This window comes from Nitrospirota bacterium, from assembly GCA_016235245.1.
In the GTDB taxonomy this organism is placed as follows: domain Bacteria; phylum Nitrospirota; class Thermodesulfovibrionia; order Thermodesulfovibrionales; family UBA6898; genus UBA6898.
This window is the reverse complement of the sequence record JACRLO010000024.1, coordinates 22,839-39,757: the sequence shown is the minus strand read 5'-3', so window position 1 is coordinate 39,757 and position 16,919 is coordinate 22,839. Positions and strand designations below refer to the sequence as shown.

Annotated in this window: 20 protein-coding genes and 4 tRNA genes; 12 read left to right on the top strand and 12 right to left on the bottom strand. The window is 50.0% G+C overall.

The features are described from left to right. The 10 genes from tuf to mutL form a co-directional block, all read right to left on the bottom strand. Nucleotides 1-996 (bottom strand): elongation factor Tu (gene tuf, locus HZB31_11620; GenBank protein ID MBI5848569.1); only part of this gene is annotated, 996 nt, incomplete at its 3' end. Nucleotides 997-1,061: 65 nt separating this feature from the next. Further along, a tRNA-Thr gene (locus HZB31_11615) sits at nt 1,062-1,137 on the bottom strand. 13 nt (nt 1,138-1,150) lie between these two features. Next, a tRNA-Gly gene (locus HZB31_11610) sits at nt 1,151-1,225 on the bottom strand. A gap of 100 nt (nt 1,226-1,325) precedes the next feature. Further along, nucleotides 1,326-1,410 (bottom strand) — tRNA-Tyr (locus HZB31_11605). A 65-nt stretch (nt 1,411-1,475) separates the two neighbouring features. Continuing rightward, a tRNA-Thr gene (locus tag HZB31_11600) sits at nt 1,476-1,551 on the bottom strand. Between the two features lie 121 nt (nt 1,552-1,672). Next, a complete protein-coding gene (rlmB, locus tag HZB31_11595) occupies nt 1,673-2,497 on the bottom strand; it encodes a 23S rRNA (guanosine(2251)-2'-O)-methyltransferase RlmB (GenBank protein ID MBI5848568.1) in 825 nt (274 codons plus the stop codon). A 115-nt stretch (nt 2,498-2,612) separates the two neighbouring features. Then, the gene (locus HZB31_11590; protein MBI5848567.1) at nt 2,613-3,278 is read right to left on the bottom strand and encodes a SurA N-terminal domain-containing protein; all 666 of its coding nucleotides are present in this window, start codon (nt 3,276-3,278) and stop codon (nt 2,613-2,615) included. Between the two features lie 64 nt (nt 3,279-3,342). Continuing rightward, nucleotides 3,343-3,579 carry an RNA chaperone Hfq gene (hfq, locus tag HZB31_11585; protein ID MBI5848566.1) on the bottom strand — a complete coding sequence of 79 codons (237 nt, stop codon included), beginning with the start codon at nt 3,577-3,579 and terminating at the stop codon, nt 3,343-3,345. A gap of 65 nt (nt 3,580-3,644) precedes the next feature. Next, nucleotides 3,645-4,595, bottom strand: a complete 951-nt coding sequence (miaA, locus tag HZB31_11580) for a tRNA (adenosine(37)-N6)-dimethylallyltransferase MiaA (GenBank protein MBI5848565.1) — start codon at nt 4,593-4,595, stop codon at nt 3,645-3,647. Continuing rightward, a complete protein-coding gene (gene mutL, locus HZB31_11575) occupies nt 4,592-6,277 on the bottom strand; it encodes a DNA mismatch repair endonuclease MutL (GenBank protein ID MBI5848564.1) in 1,686 nt (561 codons plus the stop codon). Before mutL ends, miaA begins: the two co-directional genes overlap by 4 nt. 158 nt (nt 6,278-6,435) lie before the next feature. On the opposite strand from mutL, the gene HZB31_11570 reads away from it, so the two are divergent. Genes HZB31_11570 through HZB31_11535 form a run of 8 tightly spaced genes read left to right on the top strand, consistent with a single transcriptional unit; the run spans nt 6,436 to nt 12,307 of the window. Beyond that, on the top strand, nt 6,436-7,692 hold the full coding sequence (locus HZB31_11570; GenBank protein ID MBI5848563.1) for a glutamate-5-semialdehyde dehydrogenase: 1,257 nt from the start codon (nt 6,436-6,438) through the stop codon (nt 7,690-7,692). Nucleotides 7,693-7,702: 10 nt separating this feature from the next. Further along, on the top strand, nt 7,703-8,401 hold the full coding sequence (locus HZB31_11565) for a nicotinate-nucleotide adenylyltransferase (protein MBI5848562.1): 699 nt from the start codon (nt 7,703-7,705) through the stop codon (nt 8,399-8,401). Next, the gene (rsfS, locus tag HZB31_11560) at nt 8,389-8,784 is read left to right on the top strand and encodes a ribosome silencing factor (protein MBI5848561.1); all 396 of its coding nucleotides are present in this window, start codon (nt 8,389-8,391) and stop codon (nt 8,782-8,784) included. Before HZB31_11565 ends, rsfS begins: the two co-directional genes overlap by 13 nt. After that, a complete protein-coding gene (locus HZB31_11555; protein ID MBI5848560.1) occupies nt 8,732-9,172 on the top strand; it encodes a 23S rRNA (pseudouridine(1915)-N(3))-methyltransferase RlmH in 441 nt (146 codons plus the stop codon). Before rsfS ends, HZB31_11555 begins: the two co-directional genes overlap by 53 nt. Further along, on the top strand, nt 9,172-10,470 hold the full coding sequence (locus HZB31_11550) for a tetratricopeptide repeat protein (protein ID MBI5848559.1): 1,299 nt from the start codon (nt 9,172-9,174) through the stop codon (nt 10,468-10,470). The genes HZB31_11555 and HZB31_11550 overlap by 1 nt, the downstream gene beginning before the upstream one ends. After that, nucleotides 10,467-11,228, top strand: a complete 762-nt coding sequence (locus tag HZB31_11545) for a Nif3-like dinuclear metal center hexameric protein (protein ID MBI5848558.1) — start codon at nt 10,467-10,469, stop codon at nt 11,226-11,228. The genes HZB31_11550 and HZB31_11545 overlap by 4 nt, the downstream gene beginning before the upstream one ends. Continuing rightward, nucleotides 11,229-11,639, top strand: a complete 411-nt coding sequence (locus HZB31_11540) for a hypothetical protein (protein ID MBI5848557.1) — start codon at nt 11,229-11,231, stop codon at nt 11,637-11,639. Beyond that, on the top strand, nt 11,639-12,307 hold the full coding sequence (locus tag HZB31_11535) for a carbohydrate-binding family 9-like protein (GenBank protein ID MBI5848556.1): 669 nt from the start codon (nt 11,639-11,641) through the stop codon (nt 12,305-12,307). Before HZB31_11540 ends, HZB31_11535 begins: the two co-directional genes overlap by 1 nt. A 46-nt stretch (nt 12,308-12,353) precedes the next feature. Here HZB31_11535 and HZB31_11530 read toward each other — a convergent pair whose 3' ends face one another. Continuing rightward, nucleotides 12,354-13,139, bottom strand: a complete 786-nt coding sequence (locus HZB31_11530; protein MBI5848555.1) for an RNA methyltransferase — start codon at nt 13,137-13,139, stop codon at nt 12,354-12,356. Between the two features lie 99 nt (nt 13,140-13,238). On the opposite strand from HZB31_11530, the gene HZB31_11525 reads away from it, so the two are divergent. Both HZB31_11525 and HZB31_11520 read left to right on the top strand, forming a co-directional pair. Further along, entirely contained in the window at nt 13,239-13,430 is a 192-nt protein-coding gene (locus HZB31_11525) for a hypothetical protein (GenBank protein MBI5848554.1), read from the top strand. Then, nucleotides 13,427-14,302 carry an amidohydrolase family protein gene (locus HZB31_11520; protein MBI5848553.1) on the top strand — a complete coding sequence of 292 codons (876 nt, stop codon included), beginning with the start codon at nt 13,427-13,429 and terminating at the stop codon, nt 14,300-14,302. Before HZB31_11525 ends, HZB31_11520 begins: the two co-directional genes overlap by 4 nt. Here the strand turns inward: HZB31_11520 and HZB31_11515 are convergent. Beyond that, on the bottom strand, nt 14,288-15,175 hold the full coding sequence (locus HZB31_11515; GenBank protein MBI5848552.1) for a protein-glutamate O-methyltransferase CheR: 888 nt from the start codon (nt 15,173-15,175) through the stop codon (nt 14,288-14,290). The genes HZB31_11520 and HZB31_11515 overlap by 15 nt on opposite strands. Before the next feature lie 116 nt (nt 15,176-15,291). On the opposite strand from HZB31_11515, the gene HZB31_11510 reads away from it, so the two are divergent. Next, on the top strand, nt 15,292-15,906 hold the full coding sequence (locus HZB31_11510; protein MBI5848551.1) for an MBL fold metallo-hydrolase: 615 nt from the start codon (nt 15,292-15,294) through the stop codon (nt 15,904-15,906). A gap of 37 nt (nt 15,907-15,943) precedes the next feature. Further along, complete coding sequence (locus HZB31_11505; protein ID MBI5848550.1) at nt 15,944-16,909, top strand: biotin--[acetyl-CoA-carboxylase] ligase; 966 nt, start codon at nt 15,944-15,946, stop codon at nt 16,907-16,909. Nucleotides 16,910-16,919 lie beyond the last annotated feature (10 nt).

The following is a 16,919-nucleotide window of genomic DNA, read 5'->3' as shown; positions in this document are numbered from 1 at the left end:
ATAGCCCTTGAAAAACGGCGTATGTCTTCCGCCCTCTTCCTTCGTCAGAATATATGCCTCTGCCTTGAACTTGGTGTGCGGGGTGATGCTCCCCGGCTTTGCCAATACCTGCCCTCTTTCGACATCTTCTTTGCCGATGCCCCTCAGAAGCGCTCCAATATTGTCGCCCGCCCTGCCCTCATCAAGAAGTTTCCTGAACATTTCCACGCCCGTCACTACGGTCTTCCGGGTCTCTCCAAGGCCGACTATCTCTACTTCTTCGCCTACCTTGACAATGCCTCGCTCTACCCTGCCCGTCACTACCGTGCCGCGCCCTGAAATAGAAAATACGTCCTCTATCGGCATCAGAAACGGCTTATCTATCGGACGCTCGGGTGTCGGTATATAACTGTCAACTGCACTCATCAGCTCCCATATGCATTTGTATTCCTCTGCTGCAGGGTCTGTGCTTGCATTTTCTACTACCTTCAGTGCGCTGCCCTTGATGATCGGTATCTTGTCTCCCGGAAACTGATACTTTGACAGAAGCTCTCTCACCTCAAGCTCTACAAGATCAAGAAGCTCCGGGTCATCAACCATATCTACCTTATTCATGAATACGCAGATATATGGCACCCCTACCTGCCGCGCAAGCAATATGTGCTCTCTCGTCTGCGGCATCGGCCCGTCTGCTGCTGACACCACCAAAATAGCTCCATCCATCTGCGCTGCTCCGGTGATCATGTTCTTGACATAGTCGGCATGCCCAGGACAGTCAACGTGTGCGTAGTGACGGTTGTCTGTCTCATACTCTACGTGGGCTGTCGCGATCGTTATCCCTCGAGCCTTCTCCTCCGGCGCGTTGTCGATCGAGTCATAGGCACGATACGTTGCCTGCCCCTTCATCGCCAGCACCTTTGTGATTGCTGCGGTCAGCGTCGTCTTGCCGTGGTCTACATGTCCAATCGTTCCCACGTTGCAATGCGGTTTCGTCCTCTCAAATTTTGCCTTTGCCATTTCGCCTCCTTGCGCTGCCGGCTGGCACTGCCAAAGCCTGCAGAGTTCTTTAATATCTTTAAATCTGGAGCCCATGACCGGAATCGAACCGGTGACCTCTTCCTTACCAAGGAAGTGCTCTGCCGACTGAGCTACATGGGCAAGTTACTGCTCATGGAGCGGGAAACGGGATTCGAACCCGCGACCCTCAGCTTGGAAGGCTGACGCTCTACCACTGAGCTACTCCCGCATGCTTCCAATTAACGCAACTATCCGATAAAAATAGTTTGCTTGTCTCGCCATCCATTACTTCCAACCTTAGCAGCAACCATGTCTGTTACCCATGGTGCTGGTGGAGAGGGGAGGATTCGAACCTCCGTAGGCGAAGCCAACGGGTTTACAGCCCGTCCCCTTTGGCCACTCGGGTACCTCTCCAGTTCAAAAACACACACTCGTCTCATAGCCCTTCCTGCGCTACGAGCTATCGGTAAAAAAACTTATGGAGCCGACGAAGGGATTCGAACCCCCGACCTGATGATTACAAATCAACTGCTCTACCAACTGAGCTACGTCGGCAATGCCGAAAAACCAAAATGCCCCAAAAAGGCAATAGTAAACCTATAGGTGTTTCAGAAATATGTAATATAAGGGTACGATTATAGTACAGTCAACCAGAAAAAAACAAGGTCTTGCCGGATTACGCCTTTTTTTCTTTGCAAATCTCGTTCCTTTTCATCCTTTGGCGCATTATCTCAAAAACAATAACCCCTGTAGCAACTGAGGCATTGAGCGAATTAACCTTCCCCTGCATAGGGAGCCTTACAATGTGATCACAACGCTCCATTACTGTTCTACGCATTCCCTCAGCCTCTGAACCAACGACTAATGCAACGGGGCCCGTAAAATCCATATCCCAAGCCGAGTTTTCTCCTTCAGCTTCAGCACCGACAATGGTGATACCCGATTCCTTCATCGAATTGATCGCATGCTTGATGTTAGGGACCATGGATATCATCACATGCTCTGATGCCCCTGCAGAGGCCTTGACAGCCTCCGGCGTCAGAGAAGCTGACCGGTGTGACTGTATCACGACCCCATGAACACCGCCTGCATCAGCAACCCTCAGGATCGATCCAAAATTTCTCGGGTCCTCAATACCGTCAAGAATAAGGAAAAGAGGCACCTCCTTTTTTGTCCGTGGGATTTCAATAAGGTCATCGAAATCAGCATACTCCCGAGGCTCTACGGTTGCCGCTATCCCCTGATGGCCTTTATGAAAGCGCTCATCAAAAAACTGGAGGTCAACCTTCTGAACAGCGATACTCCTGCCTGCCAGCTCCTGCTCAATATCGGCCCTGTCTCTTCTGGAGAAAGCAAGAAAAACCTTATGGACTCTTCTTCCGGCCCTGACAGCTTCCAGCACAGGATTGAGCCCGCAGATCCATTCTTCACTGGATTTTGACCTCGCCCGGTCACGGTCAGTTCTTTTTGAAAAGTGAAATGTCTCTCTCTTTCTGCTCATTTCCAAATTATCCTTAAATACGGCAACAAAGGCGGGAGAGATATAATAGGGGAGCAGATCGCATGACTGCTCCCGCGTCAGCCAGGCAAGAGTTCCTTGCCCTCAGGCTACTTCATCAGAGAAGCTCAGTATTGATTTTCACCTTCAGTTTCTTTTTCATGCCCTCTATGTAGGATCGAAGAACTTTTTCCTGTGCATCTTTTGCCATGGCATCTTTGATCATCTTTTTTGTCTGCTCATCAGCAGAGACATTATCAAATCCGGCATCAGGGATAATCGCAGCGGTCTGTATGAGTCTGCTCATTTTTTGTATGGTCAGCTCTTCCCTCTTGTTCAACTCATACACACCGGGGGTAAGTCTCGAAAGACGGAGCGTATTCTGGTAAATCTCGTTATCAAAAACACCGTTCTTTGCAAAAACAGGCTCGTTCAGAATCGCCTCTTTTACTTCGCTGTCACTCACCTTGATCCCGTTCTCTTCAGCCGCAATAAGCAGAATGGTCTGGCCGACAAGCGTTTCAATGGCCTTATCCTTGAGATTGAGCTTCTTCTGCATCTCCTCATCGAACTTATCTTTGTACACATCGCGGTAAGACCTGTAATAATTGTCATAGACCCTGCCATAGTCCTGGGCAGAGATCTTGCGTTTGCCCACTTCTGCAACGATCTGGGCATTGCTTGATTGATCTACCGTGCCCACTCCCCAGAAGAGGAAGGAAAGGATCACAATAAAAAACAGAAAATATAAATATTTGGCATGGTGCCGCATCGCCTTAAGCATCTAATTAATACCTCCAAGAAATAGTCATATATAACGCCTATGTGATAAAAAAGAAGGGATGCGCTCAGCTGCGCTCTTCAAAGCGGATATCAATGTCCCGTTCAGGAACAATAGTCGACACAGCATGCTTGTACACAAGCTGCTGGTTCGCGTCTTTAAGGAGAATGACAAAATTGTCAAATGCCTTGACAACCCCCTTCAGACGCACACCATTGGTAAGGTAAATAAGTACGGGCAACTTATCCTTTCTCAATTGATTAAGGAAATTGTCCTGCAGGCTCTGACTTTTTGACGTGGGCATCCCCTGTCTCCCTTTTTTTTATTACAGTTATATTTTTATTACGATAAATTATTCGACGCTTTTATTCAAGCACTTTCACTGCTCATTGCTGAAGTTGGCGGAAAGATATCCGAGAGGACCTGCTTTACTGCCTGAAAGACCTCATGGCTATTATTCTTGCCCGTTACATCTATCCAGGCAATACCCTGCTCCTGCCTGAACCAGGTGAATTGGCGCTTTGCATATCTCCGGGAGTTCCGCTTGATCAGGCGCTCTGCCTCCTGCAGGTCTATCTCATGGTCCATGTACCGCACGATCTCTTTGTACCCGATGGCCTGGAGCGGCGTCCGGTCAGGGTCCATCCGCATGATCGCCTTCACCTCGTCAACAAGCCCTGCCCTGAACATCGCGTCCACCCGAGCATCGATCATCTGATAGAGCTCGCCCCGCTCCCGGGTAATGCCTATCTTGATGAAATCGTACGGCAGGGGCATGGTGAGGCTCCTCTGGAGAGATGACAGGGAACTGCCGCTTTTCATGCATACCTCGATCGCCCTGATAATCCTGCGGATATTATTTCTTTCGGTCCTGCCTGCAGTCTCAGGATCGAGCTCGCAGAGATGGGCATAGAGAGATCCCTTATGCTCTTCTTCCCTGGCAAGCAGGCCCTCCCGCAGCTCAAGGTCTGAAGACGGGCCGCTGAATATGCCCCGCGTCATCGCCTTGATGTAAAGGCCTGTTCCGCCGACTATGACTGGTGTCTTGCCCTTCTGAAAAAGCCCATCGATGATCGGGGCAACATCACTGATATACCTGCCTGCGCTGTATGCCTCGGAAGGCTCAACAATATCGATCATGTGGTGCCTGATTCCGGATCTTTCAACCTCAGTCGGCTTTGCCGTGCCGATGTCCATATGCCGGTATATCTGCATGGAGTCTGCGCTGATGATCTCAGTGTTCAGTTCCTTGGCCAGGAGGACAGAAGCAGCTGTCTTGCCCACACCTGTTGGACCTAACAGAACGATGATCTTCTTCATGTGCGCTTGAAAAGTTTGCTTAAATCATGGAGCGAATAGAAGATCCTTGTCGGTCTGCCGTGAGGGCACTGGTCAGGCTGCTCTGTCTTTTCAAGGTCTTCAAGCAGCTTTGCAAGTTCGTCCGGGGAAAGGATCTTTTTGCCGCGGATTGAGCCGTGGCATGCGATGCGCGCAGCAAGGTCATAGCGCAGAGGCCGGCCTGAGGTATGCTCATCGAGAAGTCCGGCAGCAATATCAGAAAGGAGACCGGGGATGTCGGCATCTACAATCTCTGCAGGCACTGCCCTCACAATCACGGTATTATTGCCGAAGTCATCGATCTCTATGCCGAAGGTCCTGACGATCTCTTTCTGTTCGAGCAAAACCCGGTATTCCTTGCCCGACACCTGGACCTGCCGGGGAAAAAGAAGCTGCGTGGATTGCATCTCCATGCCTTTGAGCAGTTTTTCGAAGAGGACCCTCTCATGAGCTGCGTGGTGGTCCAGAAGGGTGAGGCCTCCTTTTCCTGAAACAGCCACAAAGGTATCCCCAAGATAGATATGGGGCAAAGAAGCGCGGTATGGAAACTCAAGATTTTCGGCTATCACAGATGTCCCAAATGACATGGGCTGGGCATATGACAGACCAGACCCTCCTGTCATCGATGCAAGACCCTCAGCAGCCTCAGGCTGATTGAACTCCTCTGCATATTCTTTATGTGCCGACCTGATCGCATCCCGCAGATGAGAGACAATAAACCGGTAGATCGTCTCCTTATCTTCAAACCGCACCTCTCTTTTGGTCGGGTGTACATTGAAGTCGACCTTTTGGGGGTCGATCTGCAGGAAAAGAAAAAAGAGCATATGCTTGTCAGGAGGTAGAATACCTTCATATGCCTTATAGACTGCATGCGCCACTGACTGGTCCTTTATCGGCCGCCTGTTAAGGAATATGAACTGGTGTGATCTGGTCTTTCTGAAATTGGCGCTGCCCGATACAAAGGCATGCATTGCCAGCCCATCCATGCTGAAAGAGGCCTCTATAAGGCCGCCAAGAAACTCCTCTCCATACACCTGCATGATCCTCTCCCTGAACCCTGAGGCTTTTGCAAGACTGATCGTCTCTGCGCTGTCCGCAAAGAGCGACAAGGCGGTCTCAGGATGAGAAAGCGCCTCTTTCGTAATAATGTCTATAATATGGAACAGCTCGGTGCTGTCGGCCTTGAGGAACTTCTTCCTGACAGGGGTATTGAAAAAGAGGTCTTTTATTTCGAGTGTGGTGCCTGACACCGGTGCATCCTTGATATCTTTCAGTTCACCGCCATCCAGTTCAAGAGAGACTCCAACAGCCGAACCCTTCAGCCCGGTGACAAGTCTGAGCCGGGAAACAGAGGCGATCGAAGGCAGGGCCTCACCACGGAACCCCAGCGTGCTGATATTGAAAAGGTCGTCATATTCGGTTATCTTGCTGGTCGCATGACGCTTAAAGCAGAGAAGCGCATCGTCTCTATCCATGCCGATGCCGTTGTCCGAGATCCGCATCAGGCGCTTGCCGCCGCGGCTCACCTCGATTTTAATCTCAGTGCTCCCGGCATCGAGAGAATTCTCAAGAAGCTCTTTTACCACAGAGGCAGGCCGCTCGATCACCTCACCGGCCGAGATTTTATTGCAGAGATCTGTAGGAAGAACCGTTATCTTTGGCATGGGACATTGTACGTATTGGCAGGAGCATTTCGCAAGGCATGATCTGTTCGTACCGGCAGTTTCCTGCAGGGGCGCGCCTTTTCAAAAGCAGACCGCTTTTTGTATGCTAAGACCATTACGCTATGAATAAATCACTGCCCATAAGGGAGGCTGTTCTCATGGACATAAAGGCATATGTGCTCGCAAAGGCAAAAGAGGCAAAGGAGGGTGCGCGTTCTTTGGGCAGGGCATCTTCACAACAGAAGAATGCAGCGCTCCTGGCCATGTCCGAGGCACTCAAAAAACGGTCAAAAGAACTGATAAAGGAAAATGCGAAGGACCTCAAATTCGCACGGGAAAAGGGCCTCTCAAAGGCAATGATCGACAGGCTTACCCTGAACCAGAAGCGCATTGACGAGATGGCCCAGGGGCTGGTTGAGGTTGCCGCGCTCCCTGATCCTGCAGGCGAGATCATCAAGATGTGGCAGCGGCCGAACGGCATGACCGTCGGCAAGATGCGTGTGCCGATCGGCTCGATCGGCATCATCTATGAGTCCAGGCCGAACGTCACTGCTGATGCGACAAGCCTCTGCCTCAAGGCCGGCAATGCGGTCATCCTGCGCGGCGGCTCCGAGGCGATCAATTCGAACAAGGCGATCGTGAAGATCCTGCGGGATGCGGCAAGGCTGCAGGGCTTGCATGAAGGGGCGATCACGTTCATCGACCTGCCTGACAGGACAGCGGTCATGGAGATGCTGAAGCTTGAAGGCATCATTGACCTGATCATCCCCCGGGGCGGCGAAGGCCTTATCAGGACCGTGACCGAGAATTCACGCATACCGGTTCTGAAGCATTACAAGGGTATCTGCCATGTATTTGTCGACCGGGACGCTGACCTGCAGATGGCCGAAGACATCTGCTTTAATGCAAAGGTCCAGAGGCCCGGCACCTGTAATTCGATGGAGACGATGCTCGTTGACAAGAAGATCGCAAAGACGTTTCTGCCCGCAATGCTCAAGAGGTTCAAGGACGCAGGCGTTGCTATCAAGGGATGCCCTGAGACACGGAAGATCGTCCCTTCTGTTGATGCGGCCAGGGAGCATGATTTCTATAACGAATACCTCGACCTGGTCCTCAATGTAAAGGTAGTAAAGGACATTGACGCTGCGATGGACCATATTGCGACTTACAGTTCAGCCCATTCAGACACCATTGTCACAAAGGACTATGCAAAAGGCATGCGGTTCCTGCGGGAGGTCGATTCCTCTGCAGTGCTGATCAATGCCTCGACACGCCTGAATGACGGGTACCAGTTCGGCCTCGGCGCAGAGATCGGCATATCGACCGACAAGATCCATGCGCGCGGTCCGATGGGGCTTGAAGAATTGACCTGCACCAAGTTCATTGTCCTTGGCAACGGCCAGTTGAGGGAGTGATCAGTCCATCTTGAAGCTCGGGATATTAGGCGGGACGTTTAATCCGGTCCATTTCGGCCATCTGCGCGCTGCAGAAGAGGCCCTGGAGCTTGCCGGACTTGATTCCGTGCTGTTCATCCCCTCAGGCAACCCGCCCCTCAAGACAGAAGACATTGCCTCTGCCCGCCACCGGTATGAAATGGTAAAGCTTGCAACAGGGAATAACCCGCGCTTCGATCTCCTTGACCTGGAATGCAGGACCAGGAAGAAGTCCTATACCGTCGATACCCTTGAAAGACTTCATCATCTCTATCCGGATGACAGCCTTTATTTCATACTGGGTATCGACGCTTTTCTTGACATCCCGAACTGGTACATGCCTGAGCATCTCCTCAGCCTTGCACATTTTCTGGTCCTTTCGCGGCCGGGATGCAGGTTCGCTGATCTGTCCACCTCCCCTTACTTGTCTTTCAAGAAGGAGATTCTCACTAAGCTTGATGCAGGGGCTCCATCGTCATATTCAACAAAACTCGCAAACGGAAATACGGTCATGCTCCTTAATGTCTCGCCGATCAATATCTCGGCAACCGATATCAGATCCCGCATAGCGCAGGGGAAAAGCCTGAAATACCTGTTGCCAGCAGATGTTGAATCCTATATAATTTCTCATAAACTGTATGCAATCAGGAAACCACAGGATAGGGCTGTAAGGCGGGAATGTCGCTCATAGGAAGAGATTTAGCCCTCAAGGCAGCAGAAGCAGCTCTCCAGAAAAAAGCTCATGCCCCTGTTATTCTTGAACTAACAGGTCTCACGGTCATTGCCGATTATTTTGTGATCTGTTCAGGTGAAAGCACGACCCAGGTCAAGGCTGTCGTCGATTTTATAGAGCATGAACTCCTGCTGGAGGGCATCAGGCCTATGGGCAGGGAAGGCCTCACATACGGCCATTGGGCCCTGCTCGATTACGGGGATGTGGTCATACATGTATTCGAACAGGAGACGCGTGAATACTACAGCCTTGAAAAACTCTGGATGGATGCAAAGACCATAGAACTCCATGAAGATCAACCTGATATGGGTGGGAAAGACAAAAGAGCCGTTCATTCATGAGGGGCTGCAGAAATACCTGAAGCTCCTGAAGCCCTATGCAGAGGTTACCGTAACTGAGATCAGGGAAGAAAAGGTAAAGGACATCAGCAGAATGTTAGCCAAGGAAAGCGGACGGATACAGGACCTCAGGGCCCCGTACATGCTGCTCGACGAAAAGGGCGAGACCCTTGACTCTGTTGAGTTTGCCAAATTTATCGAAAAACAGGGGTCTTCAGCAACGTTTCTCTTTGGCGGCGCATATGGCGTTTCAGAGGATGTGAAGGCAAAGGCAAAAAAGAAGATCCGCCTCTCGTCCATGACCTTTACCCATGAGATGTCACGACTCATCTTTTTAGAGCAGCTTTACCGCGCCTTTACCATTCTGCAGAAAAGAGGTTATCATCACTGATGGGCAAGTTATCGATCTTCTTATTCGTTCTCTTCCTTTTTGCGCTTTCCGTCTTCTCTATTTTTAACCAGGGAACAGTTTCGATTATCGTTCCCTTTGGACAGATTTACGAAGTTCAGAAATTCGCCCTGATACTCCTTTCTATAGCAGTCGGCGTTTTTATTGCTTTCATCTTTTTTACGATCAGGGATACGAAAAAATTTATTGACAACTGGCAATACCAGAAAAAACAAAAACAGGAGATAAAAGTACAGGAGCTCTATTCCCGGGCACTGAACTCTCTTCTTGCCAAAAATGAAGAGGCGGCAACAGAAGCACTTGAGGGCATCCTTAAGGAAGAGCCTGACCATATTGACGCCCTGCTCCGCCTCGGCGACATTGCAGCCGTAGCAGATGATTTTCAGAAGGCAAATGCCCGTTATCAGCGTGCGCGTGAACTGGAACCCAAGAGGATCGAAACCCTTTTTGCCCTCGACAGCCTTCTCGAAAAATCAGGAAGGTGGCCGGAAGCCCTACGCTATCTTGATGAGATCCTCGACGTTGACGATGCCAATCTGACGGCCATGTACAGGAAACGCGAGGTCCTTGAAAAGCAGGGCAGATGGGACGACGTTGTCTCGATCCAGAAGTCTATTCTCAAGCACGAACATTCTGAAAAGGATAAAAAGCGCGAACAGGAGAATCTCATCGGCTATGAATATGAATATGGCCGCCACAGCCTCGAAAACAGCCAGCTCGAAAAGGCAAAAAAAGCATTCAGAAACATCCTGAGGACTGAAAAAGATTTTGTCCCTGCAATCCTGGGGCTTGCAGAGGTGCTGCTTCAGGAAGGTGAGAGTGAAGAAGCTATCAACATGCTCGAAAATGCCTATGCAGCCACTGAATCGAAGATCCTGCTTGCACGCCTCGAGGATCTGCTCATCAGCATCAGCGAACCGTCCCGTTTGATCCGAATATACAGAAGCGGCATATCCCGCAACCCCAATGATCCGGTCACCAAGTTCTTTCTTGGCAAACTCTTCCACAGGCTTGAGATGATCGATGACGCCTTTGACACTCTTTCCGGCATCGATACAGGCGGCGCTTCATACCCTGAACTCCATCTGCTTATGGGTAATCTCTATATGAGGAAGAGGCAGCTTGAAAGGGCTGTTCAGGAATTCAAAAAGGCAGCAGATATCAAGACCGCGTTCAGGCTGCCCTACTGCTGCAACCATTGCGGGTACCGCGCTGAGGACTGGTCAGGACGCTGTTCGTCGTCAGTACAGCATATCTGCGACGCAATAAGACAGGAATGAAAACTATTGCACTCAGCCAACTTGTATCTTTCCTCAACAGCGATCTGAAACTATCCGAATTCCCCAAAGATGAAAGCGCTAACGGCCTTCAGGTCGAAGGCTCTGAAACTGTCGGCAATATCGGCATTGCAGTCGATGCCTGCGATTATGTCTTTCAGGCGGCGGCTCAAAAGAATATCGATTTTCTTATTGTCCATCATGGCCTTATATGGGGAGGAATTCGTTCCATCGATGGCGTCATGAAAACGCGGATCAAAGCGCTCCTTGAAACAGATATCTCGCTCTATGCCTGCCACCTTCCCCTTGACTGGCATCCTGATTACGGCAATAATGCCGAACTGCTCAGGGTCCTCGAGATAAAGAGGATGGGAGAGTTCGGCGAATACCACGGGAAAAGTATCGGTTATTGGGGCAGCCTGAAGAATGAACTTCCCCTGAAAGATTTTATCAGCAGGGTAGACAGGACACTGGACACAAGATCTACTGCCCTCGGTTTCGGGAAAAAGGTGAAGAAGGTCGGCGTTGTCTCCGGGGGAGGCTGGTCAGCGATCTATGATGCGGAAAAGACCGGTATCGACACCCTCCTTGTAGGAGAGCCGTCGCACAGTGCTTACACCCTTGCGGAAGAGATGAAACTGAATGTCGTATTTGCCGGCCACTATGCCACGGAAACCCTCGGGGTGAAGGCTGTCGGGAATATGCTCAAAAAGAAGTTTGGCCTCAGGATTGAATTCATAGACCATCCGACAGGACTCTAGATGAAGCTCCTGATGTTCTATACCAAAGAATGGTGGTACAAGACCGCCTCAAAGACCCTTGAGACCGCCCCTGATATCGAGATCGAGGAATCCATGCCTGATGCTGTTGTCTTCTTTTTTCACTGCGAGGCAGAGGATGAGGAAAAATACGGCAGTGTCTGTGAGAAATTCGTAAAGAACGTCAAGTGGCTTGCCGGCAAGTTCAGCACAAAGAATGTCGTTCTCCACTCCTTCAATCACCTCTCGTCAAGTAAATCCTCTCCCGAGTTTGCCAAACGCCTGCTTGATGACGTGATCATCAGGCTCGAACGCACCGGGTACACGGTCATGCAGACCCCCTTCGGTTATTTCAATGAATTTAAAATGCATGTTGCAGGCGACTCCCTCGCAAAAGTCTTCAAAGAATTTTAATGCCTCATTACATTGTCCGCTCTGCCGCCATCATGCCTGACCTGATCGGGCAGTGGGATGGACCTGCATGGGACCGGGCAGAGACCCTTGAGCTTATCCATTTCCGTCCCGAAGGGGTCGGGCACAGACCCGAAACAGCGGTAAGGCTTCTGTACAACCCGGACGGCATCTTCGGCATCTTTAAGGTCAGGGACCGGTATGTAAGAAGCATTCATAATGAATTCTTGTCGCCTGTGTACAAAGACAGTTGCGTTGAGTTCTTTGTTAAGCCGAAGCAAGACAGCGGATATTTCAACTTTGAATTCAACTGCAGCGGCGCACTGCTCTGCAGCTATATTATTGATCCGACACGAAAAGCTGAAGGCTTTCAGGATTTTGTGAAGCTTCCCGAGGAAGACGGAAAGCAGGTTCTGATCTATCATTCCATGCCTGAGATTGTTGAACCCGAGATAACAGAGCCGGTCACTTGGTTCCTTGAGTTTTTTATCCCTTTCAGCCTGCTCGAAAAATACGTCGGCTCGTTAGGCAAGGTCAAAGGTCAGCCCTGGCGCGCCAATTTCTACAAATGCGGTGACGAGACCTCCCATCCTCACTGGGTCTCATGGACACCTCTGCCGGAAAAGAATTTTCATCTGCCGGATTGTTTTGGTGAAATCTTGTTTGAATAGCTCGATCTTCTGCCGATGTGTGTCTATCTGCAATTTCGATCACAATCTATTTTCTTCTCTGCCTCACTGCCTCATAAAGACATATCGCAGCAGACGTGGCGACATTGAGGCTTTCGGCCTTGCCGAGGATTGGGATATTGAGGGAAAGATCAGCAGCTTTTCTGAGTTGATCGTTTACGCCATGGGCTTCGTTGCCAAAGGCGATCGCAATGCCCCCGCTGAGGTCAGTATCGAATACGGTCTTTTCTGCATCTACAGCAGTCACCGCGAGCCGGACCTTTTGTTTGCTTAACCAGTCGACAAGCGTAGCAGGCTCTGCGTACAGAAGCGGAACATTGAAGAGACTCCCTGCTGTCGCCCTGATCACCTTCGGCATAAATGCATCGCATGTGCCCGGGAGCAGGATGACCGCATCAGTGCCAGCTGCATCTGCTGTCCTGATGATCGTCCCAAGATTACCCGGGTCCTGTATGGCATCAAGAACAGCCAGCAGAGGGGCTTCGTTCAAAATCAGCGTATCGAGCGTGCCCGGTGTATATCCGGCAAGTGCCACAATGCCCTGCGGCGTCTCGGTATCCGTGATCTTATTCAGGATCTGCTCGGAAACTTCAAAGATGGCGGCCGTGATTTTCCCGAGGAGAGTGCGGTGTTCTTTGGCATTGATGAATGCCTCGGTCACAAAGACCTCTTTGATCTGGACCCCTGCAGCAAGGGCCATCTCGACAGGATGCGGCCCTTCGACCAGAAATGCAGCATGCCTGAACTTTGCACGTGTCTCCCTGATCTGGATTATGTCCCTGATATGCTTGTTTGCACTGCTGGTGATCTTCATAAATCTCATTTCCCAATAACTTTACCAGAATGTCCTGGCCATGTCATCAGCAGCAGTTGTCCCCTATACAGGGTCTGTGAAATTGTTTAAACTTGGACTATGGAACACAACCACGAAGAGGAGCACGAAAAACTGGTTAAGACCTCTGTCTATCTTGAGGAAGAGGTGATTGAAGCTCTCGAAGAAGCCTCGCACGAACTGGCAAAAGATACCGGTAGAAAATGGTCAAAGGGCGGGGTCATACGGCTTGCCTTGAGCGATTTCTTCACCCGACGCGGAAAGATGTTATGAAGCTCCACGGTTTTGTCGATCTTCATACTCATGGTATCAACAGATACGATACGCGGACAGACGCATACGAAGATATCCTGACCCTGGCAAAGGCCCATGCAAAGGCAGGGACAAGCGCCATCCTTCCGACGATCTATTCGGGCCATATTGATGAGATGAGAAAGGGCCTGAAGGCCGTCAGAATGGCAATGGATATGCAGACAAAGGGACGAGAATCTGGCGCAGAGATACTGGGTTTGAACCTTGAAGGGCCGTTCCTGAATCCTCTCAGATGCGGTGCTATGGACAAGGACACCTTTATTAGGCCAACCCTTGCAGCGCTCAAAAAGCTGATAGGTGGTTACGAAGATATCGCTAGGATCATCACTATTGCGCCGGAGCTGCCGGGAGCTATCAAGGTGATCGAAAAATGCGCTGACATGGGGATCAGGGTCAACATGGGCCATTCTGATGCAACGCTGAGGCAGGCAGTCGATGCCAAGAAGGCAGGGGCAACCGGTATAACCCACCTGTTCAATGCCATGCGGCCTTTCCATCACAGGGAGCCTGGGCTCGCAGGTCTTGGCCTCATGGACAGGGATCTCTCTATTGAGGTAATAGCAGACGGCGTCCACCTGCATCCAAAAACCCTTGAGCTGATCTTCAGATGCAAGCCGCTCGAAAAGATCATTATTGTCTCGGATTCTGTAATGGGCAACAGATCAGCCGAGGGTGTTGTCTATAGCCATGGCATCCTTGCAGGCAGCGGCCTGACCATAGGGGGGGCAGTGAAGAAACTTCAGCGCATCGGCATACCTGATGCTAAGATTCTGAAGGCATCAACAGACAACCCCCTGCGCTATATCGGCAAGACAGGATCAAGGCGCTGCTGACCGTCTTTTCCTGAAGATCTTGATGCCGGGAAAGGGTTGTTCAAACTCCTGCCGCACGCTTTCAGCCATGGTTTCAGCCTCTCCGAGTATCAGATAGCCTTTGTCATACAGGATGTCGCCAATCGCCCTGATCATCACCTCCTGCATCTCCCTGTTCAGATAGATCAGGACATTTCTGCAGAGTATGAGATTGTAGCTCCCGAGATAAACCCTTTTATGAAGCAGCATGTTCATAATATTGTCGCTCGAAAATCTGACCATTGATCTGATCTCATCCTTTAACTGATACCGCTCATTTCCGAGGCTTGTCCCAAATTCATTGGGCAGCTTCATGAAATATGCATCAAGGTATTTCCTTTTTGTCTCGAAAAGCTCTTCGGCCGAATACTCACCCTTTCGTGCTTTTTCGATTGCCTCTGGGTCAACGTCAGTCCCCTGAATATGATGGGGAAAGGAGAGGTTCTCCTGCACCTGAAAATCACGAAGGATCATGGCAACCGAATAGGGCTCCTCACCATGTGCACATCCTAGACTCCATACCTTCAGAAAACCGAAATCGGCTGCGAGCTCAGGAAGGACACTTGATGAGAGCAGTTCGAATACAACCGGATTTCTAAAAAAATTGCTCACTTTTATGGTCAGCGTCCTGATCAGGGGCTCAAGCTCATCAGGATTCATTTTGAGATAGGAGAGGTATTCTTTATAGCCCCTGCTTTTCGTCTCCTGCAGTCTCAGTTCAAGTTTCCGCGACACTGTCGCCTGGCGATAGAGCGAAAAATCAATACCGCGCATTTCGTGGACATATGCAAGAAGCTGTTTCAGGCCGTTGTTGCTGTCGATGTTTTTTATGGCAAGCCCTTTCTTTTGCACCATTATACTATCTTTTGCCTGTGTGATATAATGCCGTTATGAAAACGCTATTCAGGTCATTCTTTTTTACTTCGCTGGCTTTACTGTTTCTGCTCACAGGGCACAAGGAGGGTTTTGCAATGGGTAAGAACATCCACTGGCTCGGCCATGACACCTTTAAAATAACAGGCGAAAAAGTTCTCTACACCGATCCATTTAAGGTAAAAACGGCTGACCATGCCGACATAATCCTGATCACCCATGAGCATCGTGACCATTGCTCGCCTGACGATATCAAGATGCTCCAGGGGCCGAACACAGTCATAGTTGCGCCAGTTGACTGCGCTGCCAAACTTAAGGGCAACATCAAGATCGTTAAGCCTGGAGATAAGCTTGATATTTCCGGCATCAAGATAGAGGTTGTGCCCTCATACAACACCAATAAGCAGTTCCATACAAAAGACAGGGGTTGGGTCGGGTATATCTTTACCATATCCGGTGAGCGCATATACCTTGCGGGTGATACTGACTACATTCCAGAGATGAAAACGTTCAGGGCAGACATTGCGTTGCTCCCTGTATCAGGGACGTACGTTATGACGGCTGAAGAGGCTGTTCAGGCTGCGCTTGATATCAAGCCCAGGACTGCTATCCCCATGCATTATGGCTCCATCGTTGGCTCTGCAGATGACGCCAGGAAGTTTGCGGAAAAACTGAAGGGTAAGATTTTCGTAGAGATTCTCCCTGAAGAATAACAAGGACCTCAAAACCTGCCTAACCCCACAAGATCCAATGTCTGAATCGGTTCTCAGTCTGCTCCAGGGTGCTGATGATATCATTTCCGGTCAGGACATCAGCAACCGTCTGGGGATATCGCGAGCTGCGGTATGGAAGAAAATTCTTGCACTCAGAAATAAAGGGTATATCATCGAGGCATTACCTTCAAAGGGCTATTGCCTTAAAAGCGCACCGGACCTCGGCGAGGATTACCTGCGTCTGAATAGCAGAAGCGATCTCTGGAAGAGACTCATTGTTCATGATTCAGTTGAGTCCACAAATGATCTTGCCATGTCTCTTGTGACCAAAGGTGAAATTGCGCCGGGCACAGTGCTTGTGGCTGACCACCAGACAAGAGGCAAGGGCAGGCTCGGCAGGACATGGGAGTCTCCGGCCGGCAAGAACATCTATATAACCCTGATAATCCGGCCTGAACTTGAGCCGAGGGATACGACCATGCTTACTATTGTCGCTGCAGTGGCAGGAGCTTTGACATTGCAGAAGTCATGTAATATTGCCGTATCGATCAAGTGGCCGAATGACCTGGTTATGTCCGATAAGAAACTGGGCGGGATATTGACCGAGGTACGTGCGGACCCTGACAGGGTAGCAGTCGCCGTTATCGGTATTGGGATGAACGTGAACATGAACGCCGGAAATCTTCCCGAAGTAATAAAGGATACTGCAACATCTGTAAAAATTGAGACTGGGAAAAATCATCGGAGAAACAAGATCATTCTTCAACTGCTAAGGGAGTTTGAAAAATGGTATGGCATTCTAAAAAAAGAGGGGAAGAAGCCTTTGCTCGATGCATGGAGAACAAACTCTTCCACGTTGGGCCGAAAGATCAAAGTCATCATGCGGGATGACACTTGGTCAGGCATTGCTGAAGATATTGATGAAAATAGTATGCTCATTCTGAGAATGCACTCCGGCGAACGAAAAACTATCAGTTCTGGAGATATTTCATTTCTATCTTAGATTTTTGTAT